The organism is Pontimicrobium sp. SW4, from assembly GCF_039954625.1.
In the GTDB taxonomy this organism is placed as follows: Bacteria; Bacteroidota; Bacteroidia; order Flavobacteriales; family Flavobacteriaceae; genus Pontimicrobium.
In genome coordinates this window covers 167,493-183,025 of sequence record NZ_CP157199.1, presented here as the reverse complement: position 1 = coordinate 183,025, position 15,533 = coordinate 167,493, and the positions used below count along the sequence as shown (strand labels likewise).

Below are 15,533 nucleotides of genomic sequence, written 5' to 3'. Positions count from 1 at the left end.
TATAATTAATAAATTTTTGAATATTATTTGCATATATTCATGCGATGAAAGTATTACCTTTTCAAATACCTAAACCTGAGCATGACGCTCTAATTTATCAAGAAGATAAGGAATTAATATTCTATGATAAGTTTCATCAACATGAAGAAATTCAGGTGAGTTTTATTGCTGAAGGCGAAGGCGCTCTTGTGGTTGGAGACACTATTAATTACTATAAAAAAGGCGATGTAATTGCCCTTGGAAGTAATCTACCTCATGTTTTTAAAAGCGACACAAGTACTAATATCCGATCGGAAATGTTGACCCTTTTTTTTTCAAATGATGCATTTGGTTCACCTTTTTTTGAATTGGAAGAATTAAGGGGACTAAGACCTTTTTTTAAAAAGGTAAATTATGGTTTTAAGGTATCTCCAAAATCAAAAAAAATTGAAACGCTTTTTAAGCAACTAAATGAAAGTAGTAAGCTGCGGCGTTTTATATTACTACTGGAAGTTTTAAAAGCTCTTTCCAAATCCAAAATCCAACCTTTATCCTCTTTTATATATGATAAAAAATATACTGATAGTGAAGGTAAACGCATGAGAGATATTATGGACTTTACCATGCAAAATTATCATCACCAAATTAGTTTGGACGATGTTGCTAAAGTTTCTGCAATGACAAAAAATGCCTTTTGCAAATACTTTAAAAAAAGAACTAACAAAACTTATTTTAGATTTTTAAACGAATTACGAGTAGAAAATGCTAGTAAATTATTATTAGCAAATAATGATTTCTCTATTGCTGAGATTGCCGACAAATCTGGATTTAATAATATTTCTAATTTTAACAGACAATTTAAAATGATTAAGCAATTAGTTCCTTCAGAGTATCGAAAAATAAAAACCTTAAACTGAGTTATATTTTTTTAACGTATTGCGTAATTATTACAATTTGGGTTGGCCCTACTTTTCCTTCTATATACTCAGCATTATCACGATCCAAACGTATGTTTCTAACAGCAGTTCCTTGTTTAGCAACTAAGCTAGACCCTTTAACTTTTAAATCTTTAATTAATACAACATTGTCTCCTGTTTCTAAAATCACACCATTAACATCTCTATGAATTATTTTCTCCGATGCGTCTTTGTCTTCACCTGTTGCTCTAGCTAAAGCTAAAGCATCATCATTAAGATACATCATATCTAATAAATCTTTTGGCCAACCTTCATTACGCAATCTTTGTAACATTCTCCAAGCCATTATTTGTACAGCAATATGCTCGCTCCACATACTGTCATTTAAGCACCTCCAATGGTTTGGATTTATATCTACTTTTTCTTCTATTTGATCTGAACATACTTTACAAACCAATAAATCATTAGCAACATTTTCATTTAAAGAAGGTGGAATAGTATACTGTTTCAATTCATGCTTAGAAGTACATAGTTCACATGTATTATTACTTCTTTCTATTAGTATTTGTAATACGCTCATTTTAACAAATCATTTAAGGTAGACAAATATATGAATTGTCACTGGGTATTAGGTCTTAGATATTTATTCCTTTAGCTATATTTAGTATTAAAGATTATTAAGCTGCTTCCTTTAATTTAAGTATTATTAAATAATCCACCACAGAAAAAAACTTTTTATATAATATCTTTTTTATTTCGTCTTGTTGAGTACCCTTAGAATTAAAGTTTGCTATTGCTTCTTTATTTTTTTCAATACCTAAGATAACATTATTGAGTGCTTCTTGGCAGTTCAGTAAATTTGCATTTACATACCCCAAATAATCTAATCTATATTGACTAAACATATACCTTGCTCCAGCTTTTACTGCCGGAATGTTAGGTTTATAAGTTTTGATATTTACAACCGAAACATTTTCACAAGCTTCTTTTATCTCTTTCAAGATGTTATACGTATTATCTTTACTATCATTGTTTACTAAACAAAATTCTATATTATTTACTCTCTTTATATGCTTAATTATGAATGACCTATCAATCTCTTTCTCATGATTATGGAATATGATTATAATTCCTATTTTCATTGATATATAGTTTAAGCGTTATTTAATTCTACTAAGTCTATTTTGGTTGTCTGCAGCGGGCTTTTATTTTTAATTTTCTTTCTATAAGCCCAAGCAATTTGAGCTAATTGAAAAATTATCTTTAACGAATCTTTTATTGATAATTTAGAACCGTCTGCATGAATCCAACGTTTTAATGGTTGTTCATAAAGCAATTCTTTTGCTTGTTCTAATCCAAAATGATGTGCCATTCGTTTAAATATTTCCACATCAAATATCCATTTTGTTATAAATTTTTTGCTAAAAGCAATATCAATTACATCTTTTCTAAAAACTTTAGCTCCACATTGGGTATCCCTAAAATTCATTGATAAAATTTTTCTAATGATATAATTAATCGTTAGACTTATAGCCTTTCTTGCAGATTCTTTAGTAATATTAGCTCCCATTCTAGAAATTCGAGAACCACTTACAATTTTAAATTCTGATTGAGCAATAGTTGTTACTAAATCATCAAAATCTGCTAAATCTGTAGATAAATCTGCATCTAAAAAACCTATATAATCAAGATCATTCTTTTGAGCCATATGTAACATTCCTAGACGTACAGCTTCTGCTTTTCCTCCATTCTTTTCGCAATTATAAACCGTAATGAAGTTTTCTTTTCCTTTTTGTAAATCATGCAATACTTTTAATGTATCGTCTTTGCTTCCGTCATTTACAAAGCATAAATGATAACCAGAGTTTTTACTTATAAAACCAGTAAATTCTTCACTTAACAATCTCTTTTCTTCATTATAACATGGTATTACAACTCCAACACATCTCTCTTGTATTATAACAGAGTTGTTAAACGACATTATGCTTGTTGTAATTGGAACACCTATTAATTGTTTTACTCGAGTACAAACTTCATTGAGGCTTAATGGTTTTTTCATATAATCATTAATTCCTAATTCGTAACTCTTTGTTATTATAACATCTTTAGTATTCCCAGATAGAACCATTATTGGTACTTGAGATTTTTTAGTTACTCGAATGAAGTTAATCAGTTCTAAACCTGAAATATTAGGCATATTAATGTCTACAATTACTAGATCTGGGTTAAAAGAATTATATAAATCTATTCCTTTTACTGAGTTTGTTTCAATCTTCACAATATAACCTAGTTCAGTTAATCTCTTTTTTAATGGTAATAAAACTAACTGTTGGTCATCTATAGCTAAAATTTTCATAATATGTGTTTTTGATGTTTCATTATTTCAAAAGTACTCTGGTAGTCGCTCAAAATTTGTTTGTTTAGCTAATCATACATTTACTGTAGATGAAAAGCAGGTTGCTTTAGACGACTTATAAATACCTGATTATCTTTATTGTATATATTTACAATATCAAAAAAAAGTATAACCCTAGATGAAAAAAAGAATTAATAAATATCTTATAGCTGCACTCCTTTTTGGACTTGCCTTTCATGGAAGTTCCATTTTCTTTACTTTGGAAAGCTCTTATGATGCATTAATACATTTATTCTTCGCAGATCACTATGCAAATAGTTGGTTTGAGCCTTGGAATTATAAGTGGTATACTGGTTTTTCAGTTATGAGTTATCCACCTCTAGTACACCAATCTATTGCTTTACTATCATTAATAGGTGGTTTAAAATTTGGGCTATTTATAGTAGCACTAATTAGTATTATCCTATTTATTACTGGAGTTTATAGGCTTTCGTTACTCATCATAGGGAATCGCATTGCTGCAGGGTATGCTGCTATATTAGCCGTTTTTTCTTCATCTTTTGTAGAAACGTTACATATTTTTGGGCAACTGCCCAGTATTATAGGCATATCTATTTTAATGCATGCTCTACCAGAAATTTATTTATGGCTAAAAACCGGAAAATATTGGCACTTAGCAACATCTTTATCTTTAATTGCAGTAACAGTAACCTCACATCATGTGACACCAATTTTTGGAATGATATTTTTTATCTTTCCAGTAATTGGAATGGTTATTATGGATGCTTCGAAAGAGAAAACAACTTCTATGAAAGATGTTTCTTTTAAACTTTTTCTTAAAACTTTTTTGAAGCTTTTTAAACGAATAACCATATTTGGATTATCATCTCTTATTATAATTATAGGTTGTATTCTGCCTTATTGGATTAACTCTAAAAGTAATCCAATAACACAAGTTCCAATACCTCATGGGTCAAGAGATAATTTTTTGGAAATAAGTTCTTCTGGGCTTATGTTTTTTATAATTCCTTGGGGAGCCTTACTTTTCTTCGTCCCTTATATTTTCTATAGATACTTTAGTAAACGTTACCTATTTTTTGGATTATCAATAACGCTGCTCACTCTATTAGGAGCCGGAGGCACCACTTCAATTCCAAAAATGATTTTAGGAGAAGCAACATTTAATATTTTAACCTTAGATCGTTTTACGCTATGGGCTACTATTATTTCTTTGCCGCTATTAGGTGAATTTACCTATCGTTTTGTACAAGGTGATTTAAAAGCTCTTATCCAATTAAAATATGGAGCTGTGTATCATCGAATAATTGGTGGTTTTCTTTCAGTACTATTTATAGTTATGACCATTTTTACAATTAGTCTGGGATATTTTAGACCTTCACAGCCGCAGAAAATAAAAATGCTGCCTATTGTGAACTTTCTAAATCAAGATGATCATGATAAATGGCGCTTTTTAACTTTAGGTTTTGGCGACCAAATGGCATGGTTAAGTGCTCAAACTAATGCGATGACTGTTGATGGTAATTATCACTCTGCTAGACGATTGCCAGAGTTAACAACACGTCCTATTGAACGTTTAGAGAATTCTAAATTTAAAGGAGTAGCTGGAATTGGGTCACTTCAACAATTTTTAACAATACCTGAAAAGTATAATCTTAAGTATATTTTTTCGAACGATAAATTTTATGATCCAATATTATACTTCTGTGGTTGGCAGCGATTAAAACAATTAGAAAATAGTATTGAGGTTTGGGAACGACTAAATGTTCCTCCAATTTCATCAATCTTACCAAAAAATGATGTTCCAATTTGGCAAAAAATTGTTTGGGGGATTATTCCACTGTTAACCGTACTAATTGCTTTTATGCTAAACATTCAAATGATTTGGATTAATACTCTTAAAACAAGGGTTAAGGAAGTTCCAGCTTATTTTACCTTTAAAAAAGAATATTTAAAATTCTCGAAAAAAGTGTTGAATTTCAGTCATCTATGGTCAATCACTCTAACTGGGTTACTACTTTACAGTATATTTCTATTCTATATAAAAAATGATGCCCATCGTAACCCTGAAAATACAGTAATCGCTTATTATAATGCTCTAGACCTTAAAGAATTTGAAACTGCTTATAGCCTTATCAATCCTAAAGAAGATGTAACAATTGCTCAATATATGCTTGAGATTTCAGTGACCGATGGGTTATTAAACAGTTATGCTAAATTAGATGCTATTGAAACAGAGATTATTAATTTAAGTGATAATTTAGCAACAGTAAAAACAACTACTAATTGGATTACTCCTCTTGAAAAAACAAACAAAATAGAATATAAAACACTGTCTAAAAAACATGGAAAATGGTATTTGGAGCATGAAGATTTAGATACAGATTTACCTCCAGACCAGCTCTACTCAAACAATACTACAGCTTATTTTAATCAAGGCAGAAGACGCATTACTACTGAGCAAACTTACCATGAAGATGTATTAAAGCAACCCGTTTTAGAGGTGCTATCTGCTAAGCTTGTTAAATATGGTAATCGCTATGCTATCATTGGTGAAATACAAAACATAGATAATGTTCCTGCAGATGTTGTATTAAAAGGGGCTTTATATAACGATAATGACAAAGAATTAGCAAGTTATAATGCTAAATATCATGTAAAACACAAACTAATGCCAAAAGAAACTAGTGCATTCAAAATAAATTTTGAAGGAATTGCTTGGTCAAAAACTAAAGATCAAATTCCTAATACCTTTAATCCAGATGAATTTACTCCTGTCGAGCTTGAGGAGCAACCAACAAAGTTTAATATACAAGCTGCAGGTAATGTATCTGGTTTAGATTTATATAAAAGCATTGTACTTAGTGATTTTGAAATTCATAATAATAGTGCTACAGGTAGTTTATTTAATAGTGGAACACAAGAAATAACTGTTCCTCAACTTTTAGTGAGCTATTATAATGAGTATAAAACCATTGTATGGGTAGATCATTTATTTGTAAAAAAAGGTATTAGACAACAGCGAAAACAAGACTTCAACTATAAATTCTCAAATAATGGGGCTATAACAATTATTAATGATAATATGGAATATGTTTTTGTAAATGGGTTGCCAAATAAAGACATCTCCAATAAAATTATTCCAAATAGAATTGAGAATCATCTCAATTCGCAATTACAAAACATAATTCACCCACATTTTAGCTATATTAAAATTGAAACCAACTCATATATTGGAAACCCAAACTAATGCAACTTAATACTATATACATACTCCTTTTCACTTTAATGATCTCTTCATCTTCTAATGTTGCTAAAGAGACAACTACTGAAGTTTCTAGTTTTAAGTTACTGACTAAGCAAATACAATTTGAAGCTGGTAGTGACGTTGTTTTAAAAATTTCGGCAACAAATTCTGCTCAACCCCCATTATATTGTACTAATAGTTATGGTTCTATATTGATTTCTCCTTCAATTACAAATAATATCCTTCAGTATGAGATTCCAAAACATATAAGTAACAAAATAGGTAAAGTATATTGGAAATTACTCATTGAAAATGATGAGCTTTCTGGTCAAATAAATATCGCCCCTAAAAAGGAAGTAGCAACTATGGAAACATATATTGGACCTCCTAGTATTGAAGCAGGAGGTATTGATTATGCCATGTTAGTTGTAATTCCAACTGATGTTTTAGATAATCCATTACCTAAAAACACCATTGTAAATACAAAGTATCAGTTTTTATCTAATGAAATTATTGAAGAAGTTAAAACTGAGCACTTAATAGCTTATAAAAACATCTATTCAAAACAAGAAAGTGGACGTATACTAGCATCATCAGAATGTCTAAATACAAATTCTAAAGAGTTTACAATTAATGTTTTCCCTGCAATACCAACAAATTTTACTATTACCTTTAAACAACCGCATAATTATGCTGATGGTAATCAAATTACAACATTTGAAACTTCTGTTATTAAAGACAAACAAAACAATATTGTAAGTGATGGCACTTATGTTGAATTTTTTATTACCAATGAAAAAGGTAATAGGCTAAAAACGTCTGGAACAACAATTAATGGTATCGCTACTGCCAGAATGATTCATCCAGATTATAGTGCACAATGGCAAATCAAAGCTTTTATTGATGGAATTGCTGAAAGCAATATAATAGCTGTAAACTATAAACAAGTGATAACTGATTTTAATGTTGTATTTTCAAAAAACAATAGGCTCATTACAATTGGTCCCTTACAAAGCTTCATGAAACAACTAATCCCAGATGGATTGCAGGTTAAGCTCAATATTTACAAAAACGATATTCTTTTAGATGTAATTAACAAAAAATCGATAGATGGCTATGTTCATTTTAATCTAAAGCCAGACTTATTCGAAAATGATGAGTATACATTTATTATTAAAACTGCTGAGATAGAAAAACCTTTTAATATGATCTCATTATGGTAAGTTTCAGTAGAAATATAATTCGCTTTATTTTAATAGCTTCATATGTTATAATAATTGCTCTTATTATATCTGGCATTAGTGTTCTATTTGGCTATTTAAATACAGGAGCCGATAGAAGTACAATGCTTAATACTGAAGTAAAAAGAATTGAACAATATTTGCCAAAAATTGAATGGTCTTCTTTGACTAATGAAGGCAGGCCAATGGATAGTGAAAACTTAAAAAACATTGAAAACGACTACCTAAATGCCTGGTATATACAACACATTGCTTTTAATACTAATTCCACTAAAGGCATTAACGATTATTATACTGATAATGCACGCATAAATCTCTTTAACTTAATAGAATTAAATAAAACTGAAGGTGTCTATATTGAATCTACTACACTCGAACATCATCCGAATTTAGAGTTTTTTAGTGAGGATGGCCAACTAGCTGTGATTACAGATAAAGATGTTATTGAATATAAACGAGTTTTTAAAAATAATACCCTTGTTTTAGAAACAACTGAAGTATCAACCTATAAAATTATACTACTTCTAGAAGATGACTTTTGGAGAATTAGACATAAAATAAAAATTGAGACTAAGGATTTAAAAAATACCAACAACAATATTATCACTTCTAACAATCTTAATATAAAAGGAATAAACTATTACCCACAAACAACACCCTGGGATATGTTTGGAAATGCGTTTTCTAAAGACACAATTATAAAAGACTTCAAAATTATTAAGAACTCTGGATTAAATACAGTAAGAATATTTGTGCAATATGAAGACTTTGGTAAAGCAAAAATCAACCAGGATAAAATTGATAAGTTAATACAAGTTTTAGATGCTGCTGAGGCTAACAATCTTGGCGTAATAGTTACTCTTTTCGATTTTTATGGTGACTATTCAGTTATAAACTACACCCTTAATATGCGTCATGCAGAAACTATAATTTCAAGTTTAAAAAATCATGATGCACTCATCGCTTGGGATGTTAAAAACGAACCAAATTTAGATTTTAAGTCTCGTGGCCAAAAAAAAGTTATTGCTTGGCTTGATAATATCATTACTCTAATAAAAGCAACAGACAAAGCACATCCAGTAACTATAGGCTGGTCTAATCCAGAAAGTGCAATTATTTTAAGTGACAAAGTCGACTTTGTCTCTTTCCATTATTATGAAGATCTAGACGATTTAGATGCTTCAATAGAAACGCTACAACTAGATATCCCAAATAAATCAATTGTTATGGGTGAATTTGGATTATCATCCTATAATGGTCTTTGGAATCCATTTGGGAGCTCAGAAGAAGATCAAGCAAATTATCATAAACGTGCTCAAAAAATTATTGCTGAACATAATTTACAATATGTATCTTGGACACTCTATGACTTTGTAAATATTCCCAAGGAAGTTGTAGGCAAACTTCCTTGGAAAAAAAATGTTCAAAAGCAATTTGGGTTCATTAACAAAAAGGGAGAGAAAAAAAGTGCGTTTAAATATATTACTACGCAGCAGTAGATTGCTGAACAATTGGTGCTTGAATAGGTTTTTGAGCAACTGGTATTTGAATAGCTTCCTTCCCAATAATTTTACTAAAATTATTTAAATACATATTTGTAATTCTCTCCATAGGGTAGGCAGTTGCTGCTTTATAATTTGTTTTAGCAATGCTTAATCTATGTGCTTCGTTTGTCACTAATGCTTCTATTGCTAATGCTAAACTGTCTACAGAAGTTGGCTCAAAAAACTCTCCTTTATATCCTTCATCTTTAACAAGCAAAGCAAGGTCTCCTAAATCTGGCATAACAACTGCTTTTCCATAGCTTCCAGCTTGATGTAATACGCCTGAGCTTCCTGTAGTAGAAGTATAAGGAAATACCACTACTGCGCTTTCTTTAAATAGTGTTGGTACTTCATGCTCTTCAACATAACCAGTAAACCTTATTTGTGGTACATGCTTATAGTCTTCTTGTACTTTAGCTAAATATCCTGGTACATTTGGGTTGTCTGTTCCTGCTATAACTATTTCAAGATTTAGTCCAGATGATTGTCTAACTCTTTCAACAGCTTCTATCATTGGCTCTACCTTTTTGTAAGTTCCAAACTTACCAAAAGTCATAATTTGCAAAGGCCCCTTTGGTAAATTATAATCTGGCTGTTTCATTGTTACTTCAAAAGTCCCATGAGGAATTAAGGTTACATTTTTGGCATTATATTTTTTCTCCAAAATATCGACATATTTTTGCATAGTTACAGCAACAATATCTGCCTGTAATATCAACTTTGTTAGAGCTGTTCCTATATACCCATATATCTTTTGTAAAAACCTATTTGCAGTAAAACCAGCAGATCCAAGATCCACTTCTTCTAATATATTATGTAATAAAACAATATTTGGTATACGCTTTAATCTACATATTAAGGGCAACATTAAACCTAAAGCTGCAGGAATTTTCTTGTCTCCAAATTTCATGAACTGTAAATTAAATAGTACAGCATCTGGGTTTGAAATATTAATTGCTTTAATAACATTAATAATGTTAGAATAACTATTAAATTCCCAACATTCTTTAATTGTAACTTTACACCCTTCTTGAGAAAAAGCTACATCTTTTTCTCCTTCGGTCTTGTCGGTTAATAATACTATTTCAGTAATATTTTGCTTTTTTCTAAAGTGTTTTACTAGGTGATATGCATATTCATTTAAAGTTACCTTACTTGGTGGATATGCTGTGATAATTGCTAGTTTCATAATGTATATTTTTTATTGATTCCATTATAAAATTGCAATTTAAAGCACTGAATATCAGTGTTTTTAGACAGAATGCCTTTTAGTGTAGTTGAGTGGAAAAGAGCTTTAGATTAGCTATTCTCATAAAAATGTTTTTTACTTTTTCTTGTGTCTAAAACAAAGAATCCAACTTGAATAATTAACAATAAAACCATTGCCGCTATTTGTATATGAACCACTTGTTCTAAGCTTTCATGAAATAAAATAACAAGCCCTACCTGAAGTATTCCAAACACTCCAGAGATAATAACCGGAATATATTTCTCTAAAGACAGGTAGTAATATGCAAAAATGTTTGAGATAGCAAATAGCCCAGTTGCAAAAGAATACTTCCATAGTAGAGGAGCCATTGCTAAATAGTTCTTACCAAATAATAATTTGATTGTTGCTTCTGGAAACAAAGCACATACAACAACAATACTTGAAGCTATTGTTGCAATATATGTAACATACTTAAATAAAATTGGAGCTGTTTCTTTACCTTCCTTCTGAAGTTGAATTACTGTAGGTAACAATAACATTACAAACATCCAAGCAATAAAGTACACAATTCGTCCAATTAATGCCAATGATGCATATAATCCAGCATCATAAGATTCAAAGTAATGCTTTACCAAAATAATATCGCTATTATTTATAATGATTTGAGTAAGCTCATAAAATGCTGTAATAATAAAGAAGTTACGAATAACTTTAGATTGAGCAACTTCAATAATTCCAGTTGTTTTAAATTGTAAATAGGTAAACTTAAACGGTAGTAATCCAAAACCAAAAGAGAATAGAATCCCTAATGCAACTACTATTGAAGATTGGATATTAAGAAGAAAAAGAAGGATGAGAGTAATTACCAATCTACTCAACATTTCGGCTTGATATGTTATTGATAATAATTTAAATTCTTTTTTCCCTTGAAAAACACCTCTATTTATACTCATTAAAAAATAAAGCGGCACACCTATACCAAATACAACAAACATGTTTGACGATGATGTATTAAGTATTTGTTGTAACTGATTTGCAAATACAATTGTTAATACCCCAAATCCAATTCCGGTAAGTATTGCCTTCTTATAAGTCTTTGAAATGAATCTTTGAAATGTTTCTTCGTCGAATACTGCTGAAAATTTTGCTGTAACCAATTGAAAAGTCATTGCTAAAAAAGATAGTATTAACAAAAGAGTTATTAATACAGCCGCATCTGCAAACTTTTCTGGTCCTAAAATACGACCAAGAATAAGGTTGTAAAAATAGTTTCCTCCATTTACTACTAAAACACTTAGCATAAATAGTTGTTCTTGAGAAACCTTAACTCTTAAAGTTTTAGATTGAGTAGTCATTTTTAAAAATCTTGCAAAGTTTCGCTTTTCTAATTTTATTCCTAATCTTATTATTCCTTTCTCCTAAAACAAAAATTGTTTTGCTTCGCTTAGTAGACTTTTTTAGAATGAATTCTAGTACACTAATACCATAGTTATCAATTTGTTTTACCTGTTTCAAACAAATTATAATTTCGTAATACGTATCAAGTAATTCATTGAAATAGTTCCTTACTTTATCTGCGTGTTCTTCAGTAAAGTGGTCATGTACTTCAAAAGACACCTTTATTATTTAATATCTGTAAATTCATAACTAAATCTTTAAGATTAAGCTGCTATAGAGCTTTTAAAGTCATCATAAATCTCTTTACATCCAACACCTACAACGCATACATTTTTGTTAAAATATCTTGCATTATTGATAATTAAGCGTTTTAATGCAGACAAACCTGTTTTATCAATTTCTGATAGATTTTCAATATTAATAGTTGCTCTACCTCTTATAGATATAACGTGTTCAAAATGCTTTAAAAAGTCTTCTGCAGTAGTAGTATTTAATCTTCCTTCTAAAAAATGTGTTCCTAAATGTTCTTTAATTGCAAGTGCCATAATTATTATATTTTAAGTTAATATTCCTTTGTATCTGACACAAATATCTACACAAACTCCATGTATACCCTTTTGATTTCGATGGATGGTAGTTTACTGTAGGTGAGTGAAGTAGTCTTTGTCCGTAACTTGCAATAAAGCAAATCAAACAGATATGAAGACTTTAAAAACACTTATTACTTGTTTCCTTTTATTACTTATTATTTCAAGTAATGCCCAAAACATGCAAAAAGGTTTTAATTATTTAGAAACTGGTAACTACGAAAAAGCCGAATCGTTTTTCGAAACTGTATTGCAAGACTACCCAGATAATAAAACAGCACGTTTATGTTATGGAAGAGCTATAGGGCTAAATGGTGACTCTAAAAAGGCAAATAGTTTATTTACAAGACTATTAAAAGATTACCCCAATGACTTTGAAGTAAAACTAAATTATGGAGAGTCTTTATTATGGAACAAAAACTTTACAGAAGCCAAAACGTATTATGCTAGATTAGTAACTGAATCTCCTAATAGTTTTCCAGCACTTTTAGGCTATGCAAATACATTATCTAATTTAAAAGAATATGAAAATGCTTTCTTATATGTAAACAAAGCTCTAGTGGTCTCTCCAAAAAATCCAAATGCTTTAACCTCTAAAAAGTATATGTATTTAGGTTATGCATACCAAAAGCAACAAGCACAACTTTATGATGAAGCAGAAGTACTTTTAATTAAAAGCTTAAGTTTTTTTAAAGATGACAAAGACACCTTACTTAATCTTGCCAATCTTTATCTTATAACTGATAAATTAGAAAATGCTAAAGCAACATATAACACTTTGGCAGAACAACAAAAAAACAAACTCTTAGCCTTAAATGGGTTGGCTCTGGTAGCGCACTTAAACAATAAAGAAAAGAAGGCATTGGACTTAAGTACTCAAGCCTATAATAGCTTAACTGGTGCTACTGATAAAAGTACAAATAAGCAAACTACAGAGCGTTACATACAAGCATTAATTTGGAACAAAAAATACAAACCAGCAAAAACTCTAATTGATACATTATTTTCTGAACAGCCTAATAAAAACTGGGTGTTAGCTTTAAGAGCAACATTGAATATTTATAAAGGTAATTTTAAAAAGAGTCTTAGTGATTACAACTCAATACTAGAAAATGACAACACATCCTTTGATGGTCATTTAGGGAAAGCAAATACTTTAAAAGCATTAGGATATTATGACGAAGCTTATACTTGGGTTAAAAACACATTAAAGATTTATAATAACCAAAAAGATGCTATTAACTTTATTAATCTATTAGACAGTCACTTTACACCCTCCATAGAATCAAATGTCTCACGTTCATTTGACAATGGTGATAATAAGGCTTTCTCTTTTATAAACACTGTTGCCTTTCCATTATCAACTAAGTTTAGCCTTTTAGGTAATTACGGTTACAGATCTACCAATAATACTGTAACGAACAATAGTGCTACTTCTAATAATATCTCTCTAGGTTTATCTTATCAGATTGCACCCAATACTACTATAAAAGGAACCGCTGGCATCACCTCAGCAAAAGCTGATAGCAATGATTATACACAATTATTAACAGACGTGTCCTTAAATATTAGATCTATTAAATTACAAACCTTAAGTATTGGTTACAAACGAGATATACAAAGCTTTAACGCTGATTTATTGGATAGGGAAATTGTACAAAACAATTTTTACGCTAACTATAATGTAAATACTAACTTTAATTTAGGTTGGTATACACAATACTACTATACCTCACAAAATGATGATAATACAAGAAACTTACTATTTACCTCCATATATTATAATTTACTTACAAAGCCTTCATTAAAGTTTGGATTAAACTACCAATACATTACATTTAAAAATCAAGTTCCAAATATTTATTTTAGCCCTGAAAGATTTAATGCAGGTGAGGTATTTGTTAACCTAATAAAGGATGAGGCAGTTACAAAACCAAAAGCTTGGTTTTATGAGTTTACTGCTGCAACAGGATTGCAATATATAGAAGATGGAGATAGCCAAAGTACTTATAGATTTCAAGGAAAATTAGGATATAAGTTCTCCGAACGTAGCATCGCAAATATTTTTGGTACACGAAGCAACATTGCTTCTGCTACTGCCGCAGGTTTTACATATACTGAAATAGGTATGCGTTTTAAGTGGCGCTTATTTGATGGTCCTGTTTATAGAAATTAAAGCCATTGACCCAATACGCTTCTACAGGATCCTACTTACATTGATATTTATTAGCCCTAATATTACTTTGCTTTGAATGTATTATTATTTCATAATAGTGTATATTCACAGGACTTTTTTACGATTATGAAACTCAATAGTACTAAAAAAATAAAGAAGCCTTGGCCAACTAAAGATGCCATGCAACAAGTTTATGAGAACAACCTTTGGGGAGGTGAAAACACCGTTTTCTATTCAGGCGTAGGATCACATCATCCCGAAATAGTAAATCTATATATAGATGTCCTAACTTCATTTTTAACATCCTTCAAGAACCCTTTAATTGTTTGCGATTTGGGTTGCGGAGATTTTAATGTAGGGAAAGAATTAGTAAAACACACTAAAGTTTATTATGCAATAGATATAGTAAAAAACCTTATTGAGCATAATAAAAAAGCATTTCAAAAAGCAAATTTAGAATTCCATTGTTTAGACATCTCAAAAGACGATTTGCCGGCAGGCGATTGTGCTATTGTGAGACAAGTGCTCCAACATTTATCAAATACTGAAGTACAGCGTATATTGACAAAGTTGTCACATTTTAAATATGTGATTGTAACAGAACATATACCTTCTAAAGACTTTTTACCTAATAAAGATATAATTTCGGGGCAAGGAATAAGGCTAAAAAAACAAAGTGGCATAAACCTTTTAGCTTCACCATTTAATTTTAAAATAAAAGAGAGTAAACAACTATTATCTATTCCATTAAGTGACAATAAAGGACTTATAGTTACTACGTTTTATAAAGTTTTTTAAACCATTGTTACTTTGGACAAATTACAATAAAACAAAAAGGCAAAAGATTTCTCTTTTGCCTC

General features: G+C 30.1%; 12 protein-coding genes. 6 read left to right on the top strand and 6 right to left on the bottom strand.

Annotated elements, in window-relative coordinates; all coding sequences use genetic code 11:
• The first annotated feature begins 44 nt into the window (after nt 1-44).
• The gene (locus ABGB03_RS00895) at nt 45-896 is read left to right on the top strand and encodes an AraC family transcriptional regulator (RefSeq protein ID WP_347924048.1); all 852 of its coding nucleotides are present in this window, start codon (nt 45-47) and stop codon (nt 894-896) included.
• Nucleotide 897: 1 nt separating this feature from the next.
• Here the strand turns inward: ABGB03_RS00895 and ABGB03_RS00890 are convergent, their stop codons facing one another.
• The 3 genes from ABGB03_RS00890 to ABGB03_RS00880 form a co-directional block, all read right to left on the bottom strand.
• Nucleotides 898-1,476 (bottom strand): PhnA domain-containing protein, encoded by a 579-nt coding sequence (locus tag ABGB03_RS00890; protein WP_347924046.1) that lies wholly within the window; start codon nt 1,474-1,476, stop codon nt 898-900.
• Between the two features lie 97 nt (nt 1,477-1,573).
• Entirely contained in the window at nt 1,574-2,038 is a 465-nt protein-coding gene (locus ABGB03_RS00885; protein ID WP_347924044.1) for a glycosyltransferase family A protein, read from the bottom strand.
• Between the two features lie 11 nt (nt 2,039-2,049).
• Nucleotides 2,050-3,252: a response regulator gene (locus tag ABGB03_RS00880; protein ID WP_347924042.1), complete on the bottom strand. Its 1,203-nt coding sequence runs from the start codon at nt 3,250-3,252 to the stop codon at nt 2,050-2,052.
• A gap of 178 nt (nt 3,253-3,430) precedes the next feature.
• Between ABGB03_RS00880 and ABGB03_RS00875 the strand changes: the two genes are divergently transcribed.
• From ABGB03_RS00875 to ABGB03_RS00865, 3 genes are read left to right on the top strand one after another with little or no spacing between them, the layout of a single operon-like run.
• Entirely contained in the window at nt 3,431-6,520 is a 3,090-nt protein-coding gene (locus ABGB03_RS00875; protein ID WP_347924040.1) for a hypothetical protein, read from the top strand.
• Complete coding sequence (locus ABGB03_RS00870; RefSeq protein WP_347924038.1) at nt 6,520-7,740, top strand: hypothetical protein; 1,221 nt, start codon at nt 6,520-6,522, stop codon at nt 7,738-7,740. The genes ABGB03_RS00875 and ABGB03_RS00870 overlap by 1 nt, the downstream gene beginning before the upstream one ends.
• Nucleotides 7,734-9,257: a glycoside hydrolase family 2 TIM barrel-domain containing protein gene (locus ABGB03_RS00865; protein WP_347924036.1), complete on the top strand. Its 1,524-nt coding sequence runs from the start codon at nt 7,734-7,736 to the stop codon at nt 9,255-9,257. The genes ABGB03_RS00870 and ABGB03_RS00865 overlap by 7 nt, the downstream gene beginning before the upstream one ends.
• Here ABGB03_RS00865 and ABGB03_RS00860 read toward each other — a convergent pair.
• The 3 genes from ABGB03_RS00860 to ABGB03_RS00850 form a co-directional block, all read right to left on the bottom strand.
• Entirely contained in the window at nt 9,244-10,491 is a 1,248-nt protein-coding gene (locus tag ABGB03_RS00860; protein ID WP_347924034.1) for a glycosyltransferase, read from the bottom strand. The genes ABGB03_RS00865 and ABGB03_RS00860 overlap by 14 nt on opposite strands.
• A gap of 110 nt (nt 10,492-10,601) precedes the next feature.
• The gene (locus ABGB03_RS00855) at nt 10,602-11,867 is read right to left on the bottom strand and encodes an oligosaccharide flippase family protein (RefSeq protein WP_347924032.1); all 1,266 of its coding nucleotides are present in this window, start codon (nt 11,865-11,867) and stop codon (nt 10,602-10,604) included.
• Nucleotides 11,868-12,173: 306 nt separating this feature from the next.
• The gene (locus tag ABGB03_RS00850) at nt 12,174-12,455 is read right to left on the bottom strand and encodes a hypothetical protein (RefSeq protein WP_347924031.1); all 282 of its coding nucleotides are present in this window, start codon (nt 12,453-12,455) and stop codon (nt 12,174-12,176) included.
• 154 nt (nt 12,456-12,609) lie between these two features.
• Between ABGB03_RS00850 and ABGB03_RS00845 the strand changes: the two genes are divergently transcribed.
• A complete protein-coding gene (locus ABGB03_RS00845; protein ID WP_347924029.1) occupies nt 12,610-14,673 on the top strand; it encodes a tetratricopeptide repeat protein in 2,064 nt (687 codons plus the stop codon).
• 126 nt (nt 14,674-14,799) lie between these two features.
• Complete coding sequence (locus ABGB03_RS00840; protein ID WP_347924027.1) at nt 14,800-15,471, top strand: class I SAM-dependent methyltransferase; 672 nt, start codon at nt 14,800-14,802, stop codon at nt 15,469-15,471.
• The last annotated feature ends 62 nt before the right edge of the window (nt 15,472-15,533 follow it).